Consider the following 15,963-nt stretch of genomic DNA (forward strand, 5'->3'; position numbering starts at 1 on the left):
GCGTGTTGCTCTGTTTGTTGTATCACATTTTTTTCTTACACGCCCAGCAGAATTACAGGCAGAATCCGCCTGTTAAAAACCGCTGAAATTGCTCATCATTATGGGGTAAGGTTCGCGTGTTCGCGTCGCGTCAACGTTCTGACGCACAGAAAAGGTGAAAAGGTATTTATGGTAAATCTTCGTCAGCCCAGGGATATCGCGCAAGTGCTGCTGTCGGTGCTGTTTTTAGCCATCATGATCGTGGCCTGCTTGTGGATTGTGCGTCCCTTTGTCCTTGGTTTTGCATGGGCGGGTACGATCGTTATTGCGACCTGGCCCGTTTTGTTACGTTTACAGAAAATACTCTGGGGCCGCCGTTCTCTGGCCGTTCTGGTTATGACGCTGTTGTTGGTTCTGCTGTTCATTATTCCCATCGCCCTGCTGGTCAACAGCATCGTGGACGGTAGCGGCCCGCTCATCCACGCCGTCACCGCCGGCGACATGACGTTGCCCGACCTGGCCTGGTTAAACAGTATTCCGCTGATTGGCGCCAAATTGTATGCCGGGTGGCATAACCTGCTGGATATGGGCGGTACGGCAATCATGGCGAAAGTGCGTCCTTATATTGGCACCACCACGACCTGGTTTGTGGGTCAGGCCGCGCATATCGGTCGCTTTATGATGCACTGTGGTCTGATGCTGCTGTTCAGCGCCCTGCTGTACTGGCGCGGCGAACAGGTGGCATTGGGCATCCGCCACTTTGCCAGTCGTCTGGCCGCGAAACGCGGCGATGCCGCCGTGCTGCTGGCGGCTCAGGCCATCCGCGCCGTTGCATTGGGTGTGGTTGTCACCGCGCTGGTTCAGGCAATTCTCGGCGGGATTGGCCTCGCCATTTCCGGCGTGCCTTACGCAACGCTGCTGACGGTCGTCATGATCCTCTCCTGCCTGGTGCAACTGGGGCCGTTACCGGTGTTAATCCCGGCAATCATTTGGCTGTACTGGACGGGCGATACGACCTGGGGCACGGTGCTGCTGGTGTGGAGCTGCGTGGTCGGTACGCTGGATAACGTGATTCGCCCGGTATTGATTCGTATGGGCGCTGACCTGCCGCTGATCCTGATTCTCTCTGGCGTTATCGGCGGGCTGATTGCCTTTGGAATGATCGGTCTGTTTATCGGTCCGGTATTGCTGGCGGTTTCCTGGCGTCTGTTCTCCGCATGGGTGCATGAAGTGCCCGCGCCGGGAAACGACCCTGACGAACTCCTCGAAGAACTGGGGGAGATTGAGGACAGCCATAAATAAACCCCATCGGCCGATCGACGCATTCGGTCGGCCGATACTTTAGCATTGCTCATCAATTAGCATCCTGACCAACCTGCCTTATGGCGTAATCCTCCTTACGTAATTCATTTACGTCGCAAATTCTTCATAGTTTTTAAACTATTGGGACGAATCTGATCGACGCAAAAAATCTCCACGCCTACTATTAGGGCACGGTTATAAATCAACGCCTTGATTTATAAGCATGGAAATCCCCTGAGTGAAACAACGAATTGCTGTGTGTAGTCTTTGCCCATCTCCCACGATGGGCCTTTTTTTAAGTGCCTGCCCTCACACACCTTTTCTCCACCGCCAACAATTCTGATATGCCCACGCATAACGTCGGGCGGGATAGCGCGCATCGCAAAAAAAAACGGCTCCTTTTTACGGGAGCCGTTGCGGATTAGGATCAGCGCTGACGCTTATTTTTTCAGTTCAGCCAGACTCAACCAGGTCTGTACGACGGTGTCCGGGTTCAGCGACAGGCTGTCGATTCCCTCCTCCATCAGCCAGGCGGCGAAGTCCTCGTGATCGGACGGCCCCTGACCACAGATGCCGACATACTTGCCTTGTTTCTTCGCGGCGCGGATCGCCATCGACAACAGCGCTTTCACCGCATCGTTGCGCTCATCGAACAGTTCAGAAACCACACCGGAGTCGCGATCCAGACCCAGCGCCAGCTGCGTCATGTCGTTAGAACCAATCGAGAAGCCGTCAAAGTGCTCCAGGAATTGTTCAGCCAGCAGGGCATTGGACGGAATTTCACACATCATGATGATCTTCAGCCCGTTCTCACCCCGCTTCAGCCCCTGACGCGCCAGCTCGTCAACTACCGCTTTCGCCTGCTCAACGGTACGCACAAACGGGATCATGATCTCCACGTTGGTCAGCCCCATATCGTTGCGCACGCGTTTCACCGCTTCACATTCCAGCGCGAAGCAATCGCGGAAGCTGTCGGAGACATAGCGACCGGCGCCACGGAAGCCCAGCATCGGGTTCTCTTCATCGGGTTCGTAACGCTCGCCGCCCACCAGGTTGGCGTATTCGTTCGATTTGAAATCCGACAGGCGCACGATAACGCGTTTCGGATAAAATGCCGCGCCCAGCGTCGCAATGCCCTCTGTCAGACGACCGACATAGAACTCACGCGGTGAATCGAAGCCTTTCATCATCTCGCGGATTTCGTTTTGCAGTTTCGCGTCCTGGTCATCAAATTCCAGCAGTGCGCGAGGATGCACGCCAATCATTCGGTTGATAATAAATTCGAGACGCGCCAGGCCAACGCCTTCATTCGGCAGGCAGGCGAAGTCAAAGGCGCGATCCGGGTTACCGACGTTCATCATGACTTTCAACGGCAGATCGGGCATGGTGTCCACGCTTGAACTTTTGACGCTGAAGTCGAGCAGGTCAGCATAGACATAGCCGGTATCGCCTTCGGCGCAAGAAACGGTGACGTTTTCATCATCCTTCATGCGTTCCGTCGCGTCGCCGCAGCCGACAACCGCCGGAATCCCCAGCTCACGGGCAATAATGGCCGCGTGGCAGGTACGACCGCCACGGTTGGTCACGATGGCCGCCGCTTTCTTCATGATCGGTTCCCAGTCCGGGTCGGTCATGTCAGTCACCAGCACGTCGCCAGGCTGGATACGGTTCATTTCGCTAATGTCGTGGATGACTTTAACCGCCCCCGCGCCAATGCGATGTCCGATGGCGCGGCCTTCCGCGACCACTTTCCCCTGCGCATGCAGCGTGTAGCGCTCCATTACCTGACCACGAGAACGGACGGTTTCCGGGCGGGCCTGTACAATAAACAGTTTGCCGGTATGGCCGTCTTTCGCCCATTCGATATCCATCGGGCGACCGTAGTGTTTCTCAATCTGTACGGCCTGTTTCGCCAGTTCCTGCACTTCTTCGTTGGTCAGCGAGAAGATGTCGCGCTGTTCCTGCGGCACATCTTCAATTTTGACCTGCTTACCGTGCTCCTGGGTTGGCGCGTAAACCATTCGGATTTTTTTCGACCCCATCGTGCGACGAACGATCGCCGGGCGATTCGCCGCCAGCGTCGGTTTATGCACGTAGAATTCATCCGGGTTGACTGCGCCCTGCACTACCATCTCGCCCAGACCCCAGGCTGAAGTGATAAACACCACCTGATCGAAACCGGACTCGGTATCAATAGAGAACATAACCCCGGACGAGGCCAGGTCGGAGCGTACCATCCGCTGTACGCCAGCGGAGAGCGCGACGCCGCGATGGTCATACCCCTGGTGAACGCGATAAGAGATAGCGCGGTCATTAAACAGCGAGGCAAAAACATGTTTCACCGCCACCAGCACCGCATCGAAACCCTGCACGTTGAGGAAGGTTTCCTGCTGGCCGGCGAAAGAGGCATCCGGCATGTCTTCAGCCGTTGCGGACGAGCGCACGGCGAAAGACGCCTGCGCATCATCCGCAGAGAGCTGTGCATAGGCATCGCGAATAGCGTTTTCCAGCTCTGGCTGGAAAGGAGTGTCGATAATCCACTGGCGGATCTGCGCGCCGGCCTTCGCCAGCGCGGTGACATCGTCAATATCCGTTTGATCCAGCAGTTCATAAATACGCTGGTTTACGCCGCTTTGATCCAGAAACTGGTTAAACGCATCGGCGGTCGTTGCAAAACCATTCGGTACGGAAACACCCATACCGGAAAGGTTAGTAATCATTTCACCCAGGGAGGCATTTTTGCCCCCAACTCTGTCTACATCATTCATGCCGAGTTGGTTATACCAAAGCACCAGCGGTGACGAGCCATTGTTGGACATCGAACAATCCTTTTGTGATAAATGAACGAGTTTAGAAACTACATTATTGCGTATTTATCTTTGCATATTTAAACCCCTGAAAAAAACGGTGAATCGTTCAAGCAGATTTATTTTTTATTTTTTCAGATTGTTTACGCATTTGCGCAAACCCGCGGGCGACGGGCGATCTCCCCAAAAACTGTCGGTATAAACATAAGTTCCGAAAAATGAAATGCACTTTTCACTTAATATAAAAATAGCGTTTCATTTTATAAAATAAGCATCGTGATATACGCTTCTGGCAAATTTTAATTTATGCTTTCAGATAATTATGTTTGCTCCTCAGGATAAACAAAATGGATAATGTTGTTGATCGCCATGTTTTTTATATTTCCGATGGTACGGCCATCACCGCCGAGGTTTTGGGTCATGCGGTGATGTCGCAATTCCCTGTGACCATCAGCAGCATTACGCTGCCGTTCGTTGAAAACGAGAGTCGCGCCAGGGCCGTGAAAGATCAGATCGACGCGATTTATCAGCAAACTGGCGTGCGTCCGCTGGTGTTCTATTCGATTGTTCTGCCGGAAATTCGCGCCATCATCTTACAAAGCGAAGGGTTCTGTCAGGACATCGTGCAGGCGCTGGTGGCGCCGCTACAGCAGGAAATGAAGCTCGACCCAACGCCAATCGCGCATCGCACCCACGGGCTTAACCCCGGCAACCTCAACAAGTATGACGCGCGTATCGCGGCAATCGACTATACCCTTGCGCACGACGATGGGATCTCCTTGCGCAATCTGGATCAGGCGCAGGTGATCCTGCTGGGGGTTTCACGCTGCGGAAAAACGCCGACCAGCCTCTATCTGGCGATGCAGTTTGGCATCCGGGCGGCGAACTACCCCTTTATTGCTGACGATATGGATAACCTGGTGTTGCCCACGTCGCTTAAACCGCTACAGCATAAGCTTTTTGGCCTGACCATTGACCCGGAACGTCTGGCGGCAATCCGCGAGGAACGCCGTGAAAACAGCCGCTACGCATCGCTACGCCAGTGCCGGATGGAGGTTGCGGAAGTTGAAGCGCTCTACCGTAAAAATCAGATCCCTTGCCTGAACAGTACTAACTATTCGGTAGAAGAAATTGCCACCAAGATTCTCGACATCATGGGGCTGAATCGTCGAATGTACTAACAAACTAGTGCAAGAGTTCAATTTTTTGCTATCATGCCGCTCTGCTTGCGAGGTGTGAAACGCCTCGCATTTGAAATCAGCAGGTGAAGGTTGAAGTGTGTTATTGTGATGCCCATCACTTCCCGGTAGTCCTGCCGTTGAAGCAACAAATTTCTGAGACTTGTAATGAACAGAACCGACGAACTGCGTACCGCGCGTATTGACAGCCTGGTCACCCCTGCTGAGCTAGCGCTACGTCATCCTGTATCATCCTCCGTCGCCAGCCACGTTACTGACTCCCGACGCCGGATTGAAAAAATATTAAATGGTGAAGATCGCCGCCTGCTGGTGATCATCGGCCCCTGCTCGATTCACGATCTGGACGCTGCGATGGAATACGCAACGCGCTTGCAAACGTTGCGCAACACGCATCAGGCGCGTCTGGAAATCGTTATGCGCACCTATTTTGAAAAACCGCGCACGGTTGTGGGCTGGAAAGGCCTCATCTCCGATCCCGATTTAAATGGCAGTTACCGCGTAAATCATGGCCTCGAACTGGCGCGCAAGCTGCTGTTGCAGGTCAATGAGCTGAGTGTCCCCACCGCCACCGAATTTCTCGACATGGTCACCGGCCAGTTTATTGCCGATTTGATCAGCTGGGGCGCCATTGGCGCGCGCACGACGGAAAGCCAGATTCACCGTGAAATGGCTTCCGCGCTCTCCTGCCCGGTTGGGTTTAAAAACGGGACAGATGGCAACACGCGCATCGCCGTTGATGCGATTCGCGCGTCGCGCGCCAGCCATATGTTCCTCTCGCCGGATAAAACAGGCCAGATGACGATTTATCAGACCAGCGGGAACCCGTACGGCCATATCATCATGCGCGGCGGTAAAAAACCGAATTACCACGCGGAAGACATCGCTGCCGCCTGCGATACGCTGCATGAGTTTGGTCTGCCGGAACACCTGGTGGTGGACTTCAGCCACGGTAACTGCCAGAAGCAGCATCGCCGCCAGTTAGAAGTTTGTGATGATATCTGCCAGCAAATCCGTAACGGTTCTACCGCAATTGCCGGGATCATGGCCGAAAGTTTCCTGCGTGAAGGTACGCAGAAAATCGTCAGCGGTCAGCCGCTGGTATACGGTCAGTCCATTACCGACCCTTGCCTGAACTGGGAAGATACTGAATTACTGTTAGAAAAACTTGCCTCAGCGGTTGATAGCCGTTTTTGACATCATGCCCATCCTCGCGGGGATGGGCGCGCTTCTTTCCCCTCCACGCATTCCCCACTCGCCTGATTTGCTACCAGAATTAACACTTGCTGTCGCCATACACAATATTGATAATAATAATCATTGTTAAACTGATTATTATTAATTAGCGATATGCCACATATGGACGACATTGAGTTACTTCATTTTAAGGAAAGAGACAGCGTGCCCCCTTCCCCTGCTGCCGAGCGGCGTATCAGCAGCCAGACATTGTTAGGCCCTGAAGGCAAAGTCATCATCGATCATGACGGCCAGGAATACCTGCTGCGCAAGACGCAGGCAGGTAAGTTGCTGTTGACCAAGTAGCAATCAGCTTGAGCAACTGACTTCCAGCCGTTTACCCCAGTCCGGAGGACGGCTGACATAATCGTCATTTCTGTCGGTAAAGGGGTCGCGCAGAACCTGATGCAGTTGATGTAATTCGCCCATATCCCCCTGCTCAGCGCTGGCTATCGCGCGTTGCGCCAGCCAGTTGCGCAGCACCACCGCAGGATTCACGCGCTGCATGTGCTGTTGACGCGTAGCGTCATCCATCTGCTCCTGCTGTAAACGTGCCCGGTAACGGCTGAACCACCCGTCAAAGGCCGCGCGATCGATAAATTCGTCACGCAGCGGCGATGCCGCGCTCTGTTGCTCAGTCTGACTCAACATACGGAACGTTCGGCTATAATCGCTGCCTTCGCGCACCATCAGGGCGAAAAGCTCGTTGAGAAGCGCGTTGTCCTCTTTTTGTTCGGTAAAGAAGCCCAGTTTTTGCCGCATGCGCTGGCCGTAGTGCGTGAGCAACGCCAGCTGATAGCCATCCAGCGCATCATTCAGCGTATCGACCGGCATAAACGGCGACAGGGTTTGCGCCAGGCGTTGCAGATTCCACAATCCGACAGCCGGTTGATTATCGAAGCTATAGCGCCCCTGGTGATCGGAGTGGTTACAGATAAACCCTGGCTGATAATCATCCAGGAAACCGAAAGGGCCATAATCTATCGTCAGCCCCAGTACAGACATGTTATCAGTGTTCATCACGCCATGCGCAAAACCTACTGTTTGCCAGTCAGCAATCAACCTCGCCGTGCGCGCCACTACGTCCCGGAACCAGAGCGCATACTTGTCCTCTTCCGCCTGAAATTGCGGCCAGTAATGGCGAATTGCAAAATCGGCCAGCTGACGGACTTTATCCGGCTCACGCCGATAGTAAAAATGTTCGAAATGACCGAAACGCATATGGCTCTGCGCCAGACGCATGAGCATCGCGCCGGATTCAACCGTTTCCCTGTAAACAGGCGTGTCGCTGGTGACGATAGACAGCGCCCGCGTTGTGGGGATGCCAAGATAGTGCATCGCCTCGCTGGCCAGACTTTCACGGATCGTTGAGCGCAGCACTGCTCGCCCGTCGCCCATGCGGGAGTATGGCGTTAGTCCGGCGCCTTTCAGGTGCCAGTCAAGCGTACTGCCGTCCGCCAGCAGTTGTTCGCCTAACAGAATACCGCGTCCATCACCGAGCTGGCCGGCCCAGACGCCAAACTGATGGCCGCTATAAACCTGAGCCAGAGGCGACATGCCGGGCAGTAATGACTCGCCGCCCCATACGCCTGCGCCGTTTTCCATAGCAAACAACGAAGGTGGTATCGCCAGCTGCTGCGCCAGCGCATCGTTATGCCAAATCAGGCGGGCATGACTCAGAGGAGTTGGAGAAAGTGCTGTATATGTGGCTGGCAGTTCGTCACGCCAGCGGGATGTAAAAGACAGGGTCATAGGGCCTCCTGCCTGTAGTGTAGACGGTTAATACCCGCTTAAACACCAGCAAATAAAAAGGTTATCCCTGAACCAGCGTCGTAACCTGGCTCGCTGGCACGGCAGGCCATAAACATCCTTGCAGCGCGCTAAATCCCATTGATGATATCCGCGCCAGCATCTCTTCAGTATCAATACCTGCAATCATTATCGAATCACAGCACGGTGATATCTGCGAAATAATAGCCTGCATAAAGGGTTCAAAAGAAAGACTTGCGGATCTTTGCTGGACAAAGTTTTTATCCAGCGCGACGCGTTTGAAGAGACCATCAAAGATCGCTTTTATCGATGTATCGCCAGCGCCGAAATTGGCAAGGATGAGGGGAAATCGTCCGGCTAACTCAGCCAGAATTTGATTCTCTTTCCCAAGACTTAATTCAGGATAATTCTCATTAATCATCAGTTCCAAAAATGGAAAGCGCCTTACATGGGATACAAACTCGCCGTCCGATAATAATGATGCGACGACGGCTGGCGTTAAATTAATCCAGGCAATAAGTTTATGTTGAATAAAAAAATGTTGGCACGTTTCCAGCAATGCGAGTTTTTCTTCGAACAGACAACGCTGTTCTTCTGCTGACAGGCGCGGCATGACCAGCTCCGTCGGCATACGGACATTACCGTCTTCAGTGACAAAGTTTGCAACAATCTCCAGGCCGACGAGTTTCTCTTTCTCTGTTCGGGCAGGAACAAAATAAAGGTGAGAATGATAAAAGTTATCCAGTGAAACAATCATTGTGCCAGCCCCGCTGCATGGGTGTAATCCGGCATCCTGTAAGAAAGAACGAAGAAAGATGTCATTTCTGATACGACTGGAGGTGCTTTCATTTTTTCCTTTTTAGCCGGTAAACCGGGTCCTTTTTTTAGCTTATCTCGATTATAAACCAATATCCAGTTTTGCATTTTCCGCAAGACACCGGATAAATCATTTTGACTAAAAATACTTTTGCAAAATGTAGGGTTAAAACTATTTCTGATAACTCACGATAGCCCTGGCATTCAGACAATGAGAAATCAATTTCTTAAATATAGATGATGAAGCGGCCGCTGGGTATCCGCTTTACCATCGATAGCATTAAATACGTCTCGCCTGCCAGAAATTTTTCCGCCAGTAGACATTGTCGAGCGATGAGCGCATCACGCCACGGCTGGTAGACGCATGAATAAATTGATTGTTGGTATCATAAATGCCGACGTGCAAACCACTTTCCCCCGATCCGGTTTTAAAAAAGACCAGGTCGCCGGGCAGCAGTTCATCTTTGTCGATTTCCGTACCAATTTTTGACTGTTGGCGCGTTTCACGCGGCAGTTGTAAATCAAATTTGTCGCGCATCGTCATCAACACAAATCCCGAGCAGTCCACCCCGCTACGGCTCATTCCGCCATAGCGATACGGTGTACCTCTCCAGGACTGTAGCTGATCGTTCAGGCCCGCGATAACCATAATGGAATCCGAAAGCCTGGCGTTAGGTGCTGGCGCACGATGGCTGCTACACCCTGCCAAAAACAGTGCTGCGATAAGAAGAAGCCAAAAGCGCATTCAGGACGAATCCTCTATCTTTTTATTCTTGCTTCTATTTAGCGTGGAAATTATGTGTTTTTCAAGAACCCATTTAACTTAAGTGGTTGATATGAGCATTCTGTGGCCTTCAACGTCCAGCCGACGGAAGTTCATACCGTATGCCTGGGCCAGATTTGGCGGCGTCAGCACCTCGTCACGCCGCCCGCTGGCGATCAATTTCCCCTGTTTCAGCAACCAGGCGCGATGCGCGTGGCGCAGAGTATGGTTAAGGTCATGGCTGCTCATCACGATGGCGATACCCTGGCTGCATAGCTGGCTCAGCAGCCTATCCAGCGCGTTTTGTTGCGCAACGTCCAGACTGTTCATCGGTTCATCCAGTAGCAGAAGCTGCCCGTGCGGGTTAGCGTGAGGGTGAATTTGCAATATCACCGCCGCCAGACGTACACGCTGCCACTCGCCGCCGGAGAGTTGATTCGCGCTCCGCCCCAGCTTGTCGCTCAGCCCAAGCGCCTGCGCAACGTCATTCAGCAGGTCCGTTTGCGTTTTATCAGGTTGATGCAGCGTCAGGAAATGCCAGACCGGCATTGAAAATGGGGGATTCTGCTGCTGCGCGAGATAGGCCCGATGTTGAGCCAGTTTCGCCGCAGGCCATGCCTCCAGCGACACGCCATCGAATATGACGGTGCCTTCCCCGAAGGTTAAGCCCGCCATACGCGCCAGCAGCGTACTTTTCCCTGCCCCATTCGGCCCCACGAGGTGAAGAATCTCGCCAGGCTTAACGTCGCCGGAAAGCGGCCCCAGACGCGTCGTTTCGGCAACATCCTGTAACTGCATCAACGAGATCATTATTTTGCCAACGCGATTTTGATACTTTCCACCATACCCGGATCTTCAGGCGTCATGTCCGGTGAGAAACGCTGTACGACCTGTCCATCCCTGCCGATTAAAAACTTCTCAAAGTTCCACAAAATATCGTCCGGGTAAAGTGGTGCGCGGCCTTTACTCGCCATGCGCTCATAGAAACCGCTACCTTCCGGCGCAACGGCGGCAGGCGCTGCGGCAATCAACTTCTGATACAGTGGATGGCGGTTCTCACCATTGACGTCAACCTTGCTGAACATCGGGAATGTGACGCCCCAGGTGGTGCTGCAATAGGTTTTAATCTCCTCTTCAGTGCCAGGTTCCTGACCAAGAAACTGGTTGCAGGGGAAACCTAACACCGTAAAGCCCTGGTCGGCCCAGGCTTTCTGAATATTCTCCAGCTGTTCGTATTGTGGCGTTAAGCCACATTTCGAGGCCACATTAACCACCAGCAGTACGTTTCCGGCGTACTTCTCAAGCGTGGTGACATCCCCGTCGATCGTCGTCACTTCAGTGTTGAGAATGGTATCTTGCATAGCGTCTCCCATATAACAGGCGGATGTGAGTGATCAAATATCAGCTTTTAATCATAGACTGCGAGTGTTGAAAACAGCGACTCCCCGATGCGGACAATCGCGGCGTCACGCTGCGCCATTGTCGCCGGAGTTTGTGTAATATAGATAACCACGAGCAGAGGTTTTTGTGATGTCGGCCAGACAACGCTAACAATAGAACGCGAGCCATTGTCGCCCGCCCCGGTTTTATCCGCGATTTTCCAGCCGTCCGGCAAGACCGAACGCAGCAGACCGTCAGCCACTTTGTCGTCCCGCATCCATTGCATAAGCTGCTCTCTTGAGGATGGCTGCAACACATTCCCCAGCAGTAGCGTATTGAGCGTCTTCGCTATCGCGACAGGCGTCGTGGAGTCGCGTTCATCACCGGGAATGGCGCTGTTCAGTTCGGGCTCATAACGATCGAGGCGGGTTATCGTATCCCCCGAATCACGCAAAAACTGCGTGACGGCCTGCGGCCCGTTGAGCTTCCTGGCGATGAGATTGGCGGCCGTGTTATCGCTGTAGCTTACCGCCGCGCTGCACAATTGCGCCCAGTTCATGGCGTCTGGCGCCACATGTTTTTCAGTAATCGGCGAATACTCCACCAGCTGCGAGGGTTCAAACTGCGTTGAAGCAGAAAGCGCCAGCGCCTTCCTGTCGACTTCGCGTAATAACGCTGCGCATAACAGCGGCTTGTGCGTACTGTTTAACGGGAACCGTTCTTCTCCCCGATAATGGGTGATACTGTTGGTCGCCGTATCAAGTACCGCAATGCCAATCCGGGCATGAAGACGCTGTTCTTCCTGCGTCGCGATAGCCGACACGTATTGCGCCGTCAGCGGTGCGGCCATCGCAGAACCGCTGAGTGCCAGCACACACAGACCCCATTTCATCCGTTGCCACATACTAATGACTTCCTCATTTCTCATTTTGGCTAGCGCCTGGATTTTAATAATAGCCAGATGAAGACCGGCGCCCCCATCGTCGCCGTCACTACGCCGATAGGCAGTTCCGCCGACGCCAGCGCCAGACGGGCGATGACATCCGCCAGCAGCAGAGCTATCGCCCCCGCCAGCGCGCAGCCCGGCAGCAAAGCGCGATGATCGCTCAGACCGCAAAGCCGTAAGATATGTGGGATCACCAGGCCGATAAACCCAATCGAACCCGCAAGCGCAACGCTAACACCGACCATCCAGCCCGTGGCGACCACCAGCAAATTGCGCCAGAACCACAGCGGCAGCCCCAGTTGACGCGCGGACGTTTCGCCCAGCGCCAGAATATTCATCGGCTGCGACTGGCAGCAAATCCAGAGTGAAACCGGGATCAGGGCAATCATCAGCCAGGCCTGCTGCCAGTCCACCCCGCCGAATCCTCCCATCATCCAGTACATCAACTGGCGCAGGTCGAAGGAGGTTGAAAAATAGATGGCCCACGTCATCATCGCGCTGCAAATAATGCCAAGCGCAACGCCCGCCAGCAGCAGGCGGCTGGTTGATAAATGTCGACGGGCAAATCGCAGGAGAATAAGTGTGATGATAAGCGCGCCGGCAATAGCGCAAATCCCCAGCGCCCAGCCGGGTAACTGACCTTGCCCCAGTAGCACCGCGGCAATAAGGCCCACGCCAGCGCCGTTGGAGACGCCAAGCAATCCGGGCTCGGCAAGCGGGTTTTCAAATAACGCCTGCATTACCGCGCCTGACAGCGCCAGCGCGGCGCCTACCAGCAGAACAGCAAGCGTGCGAGGGAGTCGTATCTGCCAGACAAACAGTTCACCACGGGCGCTGAACCAGTCGCCAGGGGCTATCCACTGATCTCCGGCGCACAGGCTTAATACCACTGCCAGCAGCATAAGCACCGACAGACTGGATAACCAGCGCACATTACGGCGCTGTTGTTGGCAGGCAAAAGTCAGCATGTTTTCCATTCAGCTGAAAAGGGATGATGTTGATTTTACGGTGCGTAACCATCGCAGGAAAGAAAAAAGGCCGCAAAGCGGCCTTTTTAGTTAGATCAGATTACTCTTCTTTGGGCGAAGCGTTTTCAACCCGGCTTTTCAACTTCTGTCCGGGTCTGAAGGTCACCACGCGCCGTGCTGTAATGGGAATATCTTCGCCCGTTTTCGGGTTACGTCCCGGACGTTGATTCTTATCACGCAGATCGAAGTTACCAAAACCAGAGAGTTTCACCTGCTCACCGTTTTCCAGAGCACGACGAATCTCCTCGAAAAACAGCTCGACCAGTTCTTTGGCATCCCGCTTGCTAAGCCCAAGCTTATCAAACAGATATTCTGACATTTCAGCTTTTGTAAGCGCCATAGGTTCAATCCCTCAATGATGCCTGGAATCGCTCTTTTAATGCCTCTACACATTTGGCGACGGTAGCGGCAATCTCCTCTTCTTCGAGTGTACGGCTGGTATCCTGAAGGATCAGGCTGATAGCGAGGCTCTTATAACCCTCCGCAACACCCTTACCGCGGTACACGTCAAATAAGTTTACGCCAACTACCTGATTTACGCCAACTTTCTTACACTCGGATAAAATATCCGCTGCGGGAACGTTTTCTGCGACCACCACCGCGATGTCGCGACGGTTAGCCGGGAAGCGCGAAATCTCGCGCGCCTGAGGCACCACGCGGTCTGCGAGCTTATTCCACTCCAGTTCAAACACCAGAGTGCGACCGTTCAGATCCAGTTTACGTTCCAGCTCAGGATGAACAACCCCAATAAAACCAATGCGTTCACCTTTCAGATAAATCGCCGCGGACTGCCCAGGATGCAGCGCCGGATTCGCTTCCGCCCTGAACTGAATGTCGGCCAGTTTGCCGGTAAGATCCAGCACCGCTTCCAGATCGCCTTTCAGATCATAGAAATCAACGGTCTCTTTCGCCAGATTCCAGTGCTCGTCATAACGGTTGCCGCAAATCACCCCTGCCAGCATCAGATCCTGACGAATGCCCAGATTTGCCTGGGTATCCGGCACGAAACGCAGACCGGTTTCGAAGATACGAACGCGGTTCTGCTGACGGTTCTGGTTATAGACCACCGTTGACAGCAGGCCGGTCCACAGTGAGAGACGCATCGCCGACATCTCAATGGAGATCGGGCTTGGCAGCAACAGCGCTTCTTCGCCCGGATGCAGCAGTTGCTGAACCTTCGGATCGACAAAGCTATAGGTGATCACTTCCTGGTAGCCTTTGTCATTGAGCATGGTTTTCACACGCTTCAGCGACAAGTTGGCTTCACGGTGAGTCCCCATGATTAAACCCGCCTGAATCGGCTCATCAGGAATGTTGTTGTAGCCATACACGCGGGCCACTTCTTCGACCAGATCTTCTTCAATCTCCATGTCGAAACGCCAGCTCGGCGCGACCGCTTTCCACTCGTCCTGACCTTCAGTCACTTCGCAGCCCAGACGACGCAGAATATCGCTCACCTGCTCATCGGCAATATGATGCCCGATCAGACGATCCAGCTTGCTACGACGAAGCGTAATGGTCGCGCGTTTCGGCAGCGTGGCGTCATTCGTGACGTCGATAACCGGACCGGCTTCGCCGCCGCAAATGTCGATCAACAGGCGGGTGGCGCGCTCCATTGCTTTGTACTGCAACGCCGGGTCCACACCACGCTCATAGCGGTGGGAAGCATCCGTATGCAGACCGTGGCGACGCGCACGACCGGTAATAGACAGCGGGCTAAAGAACGCGCATTCCAGCAGCACGTTTTGCGTTTCCTCATTCACGCCGGAATGCTCGCCGCCAAAGATACCACCCATCGCCAGCGCTTTGTGGTGATCCGCGATCACCAGCGTATCGGTGCTCAGCTTCGCTTCTGTGCCGTCCAGCAGCACCAGGGTTTCGCCCTCTTTGGCCATACGCACGACAATACCGCCTTCAATACGGTCTTTGTCAAAGGCATGCATCGGCTGACCCAGTTCAAGCAGTACATAGTTGGTGACGTCAACGACAGCATCAATGGAACGAATGCCGCAGCGACGCAGCTTCTCTTTCATCCACAGCGGCGTAGGCGCTTTAACATTAATGCCTTTCACCACGCGACCCAAGTAGCGCGGGCAGGCATCCGGCGCTTCAACCGCGATCGGCAGCGTGTCATTGATGGTGGCTGCAACAGGTGCGATCTCCGGCTCAACCAGCGCGATTTTGTTCAGGACAGCGACATCACGCGCCACACCGATGATCCCTAAGCAGTCGGCGCGGTTCGGCGTCACGCTGATTTCAATGGTGTTATCGTCAAGCTTCAGGTATTCACGGATATCGGTTCCGATCGGCGCATCCGTCGGTAATTCGATGATGCCGCTATGGTCGTCGGAAATCCCCAGTTCGGAGAAGGAGCACAGCATCCCTTCCGACGGCTCGCCGCGCAGTTTAGCGGCTTTGATTTTGAAATCGCCCGGCAGAACCGCGCCGATAGTTGCAACGGCTACTTTCAGCCCCTGACGGCAGTTAGGCGCGCCACAGACAATATCCAGCAGACGTTCGCCGCCCACGTTCACTTTCGTAACGCGCAGTTTATCTGCGTTCGGGTGCTGGCCGCACTCCACCACTTCACCCACAACCACGCCGTTGAACTCACCGGCGACGGCGTCAACGCCATCCACTTCCAGACCAGCCATCGTAATCTGATCCGACAGCGCATCGCTGTCGATTGCCGGGTTCACCCATTCGCGTAACCACAGTTCACTGAATTTCATTGTTTTAC

General features: G+C 53.9%; 15 protein-coding genes and 1 other RNA gene. 5 read left to right on the forward strand and 11 right to left on the reverse strand.

Annotated elements, in window-relative coordinates:
- Positions 1–168 precede the first annotated feature (168 nt).
- Positions 169–1,281 (forward strand): AI-2E family transporter YdiK, encoded by a 1,113-nt coding sequence (gene ydiK, locus OGW17_RS09855; RefSeq protein WP_047457341.1) that lies wholly within the window; start codon positions 169–171, stop codon positions 1,279–1,281.
- 191 nt (positions 1,282–1,472) lie between these two features.
- An RNA gene (gene rprA / locus OGW17_RS09860) (antisense sRNA RprA) lies at positions 1,473–1,580 on the forward strand.
- A 141-nt stretch (positions 1,581–1,721) separates the two neighbouring features.
- Here the strand turns inward: rprA and ppsA are convergent.
- Positions 1,722–4,100, reverse strand: a complete 2,379-nt coding sequence (gene ppsA / locus OGW17_RS09865) for a phosphoenolpyruvate synthase (protein ID WP_071258186.1) — start codon at positions 4,098–4,100, stop codon at positions 1,722–1,724.
- Between the two features lie 335 nt (positions 4,101–4,435).
- Between ppsA and ppsR the strand changes: the two genes are divergently transcribed.
- The 3 genes from ppsR to hemP all read left to right on the forward strand — a co-directional run bounded on the left by ppsR (position 4,436) and on the right by hemP (position 6,826).
- Positions 4,436–5,269 (forward strand): posphoenolpyruvate synthetase regulatory kinase/phosphorylase PpsR, encoded by an 834-nt coding sequence (gene ppsR, locus OGW17_RS09870; RefSeq protein WP_012132595.1) that lies wholly within the window; start codon positions 4,436–4,438, stop codon positions 5,267–5,269.
- Positions 5,270–5,434: 165 nt separating this feature from the next.
- A complete protein-coding gene (gene aroH / locus OGW17_RS09875) occupies positions 5,435–6,481 on the forward strand; it encodes a 3-deoxy-7-phosphoheptulonate synthase AroH (RefSeq protein ID WP_058669047.1) in 1,047 nt (348 codons plus the stop codon).
- Positions 6,482–6,634: 153 nt separating this feature from the next.
- The gene (hemP, locus tag OGW17_RS09880; RefSeq protein WP_047457344.1) at positions 6,635–6,826 is read left to right on the forward strand and encodes a hemin uptake protein HemP; all 192 of its coding nucleotides are present in this window, start codon (positions 6,635–6,637) and stop codon (positions 6,824–6,826) included.
- Between the two features lie 3 nt (positions 6,827–6,829).
- On the opposite strand, the gene selO is transcribed toward hemP, so the two are convergent.
- The 10 genes from selO to pheT form a co-directional block, all read right to left on the reverse strand.
- On the reverse strand, positions 6,830–8,272 hold the full coding sequence (gene selO / locus OGW17_RS09885; RefSeq protein WP_071258187.1) for a protein adenylyltransferase SelO: 1,443 nt from the start codon (positions 8,270–8,272) through the stop codon (positions 6,830–6,832).
- A gap of 61 nt (positions 8,273–8,333) precedes the next feature.
- Positions 8,334–9,047: an EAL domain-containing protein gene (locus OGW17_RS09890; RefSeq protein WP_012132600.1), complete on the reverse strand. Its 714-nt coding sequence runs from the start codon at positions 9,045–9,047 to the stop codon at positions 8,334–8,336.
- The gene (locus OGW17_RS09895) at positions 9,044–9,214 is read right to left on the reverse strand and encodes a hypothetical protein (protein WP_153257548.1); all 171 of its coding nucleotides are present in this window, start codon (positions 9,212–9,214) and stop codon (positions 9,044–9,046) included. The genes OGW17_RS09890 and OGW17_RS09895 overlap by 4 nt, the downstream gene beginning before the upstream one ends.
- A 172-nt stretch (positions 9,215–9,386) precedes the next feature.
- Positions 9,387–9,851, reverse strand: a complete 465-nt coding sequence (locus tag OGW17_RS09900) for a C40 family peptidase (RefSeq protein WP_012132602.1) — start codon at positions 9,849–9,851, stop codon at positions 9,387–9,389.
- A 78-nt stretch (positions 9,852–9,929) separates the two neighbouring features.
- Positions 9,930–10,679, reverse strand: a complete 750-nt coding sequence (btuD, locus tag OGW17_RS09905; RefSeq protein ID WP_071258188.1) for a vitamin B12 ABC transporter ATP-binding protein BtuD — start codon at positions 10,677–10,679, stop codon at positions 9,930–9,932.
- Positions 10,679–11,230, reverse strand: coding sequence for a glutathione peroxidase (locus OGW17_RS09910; protein WP_024130381.1), 552 nt, complete (start codon positions 11,228–11,230; stop codon positions 10,679–10,681). The genes btuD and OGW17_RS09910 overlap by 1 nt, the downstream gene beginning before the upstream one ends.
- Positions 11,231–11,277: 47 nt before the next feature.
- The gene (bla, locus tag OGW17_RS09915; RefSeq protein ID WP_114647412.1) at positions 11,278–12,153 is read right to left on the reverse strand and encodes a class A beta-lactamase; all 876 of its coding nucleotides are present in this window, start codon (positions 12,151–12,153) and stop codon (positions 11,278–11,280) included.
- Positions 12,154–12,182: 29 nt separating this feature from the next.
- The gene (btuC, locus tag OGW17_RS09920) at positions 12,183–13,163 is read right to left on the reverse strand and encodes a vitamin B12 ABC transporter permease BtuC (RefSeq protein WP_071258189.1); all 981 of its coding nucleotides are present in this window, start codon (positions 13,161–13,163) and stop codon (positions 12,183–12,185) included.
- A 100-nt stretch (positions 13,164–13,263) separates the two neighbouring features.
- Positions 13,264–13,563, reverse strand: coding sequence for an integration host factor subunit alpha (ihfA, locus tag OGW17_RS09925; RefSeq protein ID WP_001229266.1), 300 nt, complete (start codon positions 13,561–13,563; stop codon positions 13,264–13,266).
- A gap of 4 nt (positions 13,564–13,567) precedes the next feature.
- Positions 13,568–15,955, reverse strand: a complete 2,388-nt coding sequence (gene pheT, locus OGW17_RS09930) for a phenylalanine--tRNA ligase subunit beta (protein ID WP_012132607.1) — start codon at positions 15,953–15,955, stop codon at positions 13,568–13,570.
- Positions 15,956–15,963 lie beyond the last annotated feature (8 nt).

The sequence above is a fragment of the Citrobacter sp. CK181 genome (genome assembly GCF_030333595.1).
GTDB lineage: Bacteria > Pseudomonadota > Gammaproteobacteria > Enterobacterales > Enterobacteriaceae > Citrobacter_B > Citrobacter_B koseri.

Coding starts and splice junctions, on each gene's coding strand:
- ydiK (WP_047457341.1), top strand. CDS start 169: ATGGTAAATCTTCGTCAGCCCAGGGATATCGCGCAAGTGCTGCTGTCG.
- ppsA (WP_071258186.1), bottom strand. CDS start 4,100: ATGTCCAACAATGGCTCGTCACCGCTGGTGCTTTGGTATAACCAACTC.
- ppsR (WP_012132595.1), top strand. CDS start 4,436: ATGGATAATGTTGTTGATCGCCATGTTTTTTATATTTCCGATGGTACG.
- aroH (WP_058669047.1), top strand. CDS start 5,435: ATGAACAGAACCGACGAACTGCGTACCGCGCGTATTGACAGCCTGGTC.
- hemP (WP_047457344.1), top strand. CDS start 6,635: ATGCCACATATGGACGACATTGAGTTACTTCATTTTAAGGAAAGAGAC.
- selO (WP_071258187.1), bottom strand. CDS start 8,272: ATGACCCTGTCTTTTACATCCCGCTGGCGTGACGAACTGCCAGCCACA.
- OGW17_RS09890 (WP_012132600.1), bottom strand. CDS start 9,047: ATGATTGTTTCACTGGATAACTTTTATCATTCTCACCTTTATTTTGTT.
- OGW17_RS09895 (WP_153257548.1), bottom strand. CDS start 9,214: ATGCAAAACTGGATATTGGTTTATAATCGAGATAAGCTAAAAAAAGGA.
- OGW17_RS09900 (WP_012132602.1), bottom strand. CDS start 9,851: ATGCGCTTTTGGCTTCTTCTTATCGCAGCACTGTTTTTGGCAGGGTGT.
- btuD (WP_071258188.1), bottom strand. CDS start 10,679: ATGATCTCGTTGATGCAGTTACAGGATGTTGCCGAAACGACGCGTCTG.
- OGW17_RS09910 (WP_024130381.1), bottom strand. CDS start 11,230: ATGCAAGATACCATTCTCAACACTGAAGTGACGACGATCGACGGGGAT.
- bla (WP_114647412.1), bottom strand. CDS start 12,153: ATGTGGCAACGGATGAAATGGGGTCTGTGTGTGCTGGCACTCAGCGGT.
- btuC (WP_071258189.1), bottom strand. CDS start 13,163: ATGCTGACTTTTGCCTGCCAACAACAGCGCCGTAATGTGCGCTGGTTA.
- ihfA (WP_001229266.1), bottom strand. CDS start 13,563: ATGGCGCTTACAAAAGCTGAAATGTCAGAATATCTGTTTGATAAGCTT.
- pheT (WP_012132607.1), bottom strand. CDS start 15,955: ATGAAATTCAGTGAACTGTGGTTACGCGAATGGGTGAACCCGGCAATC.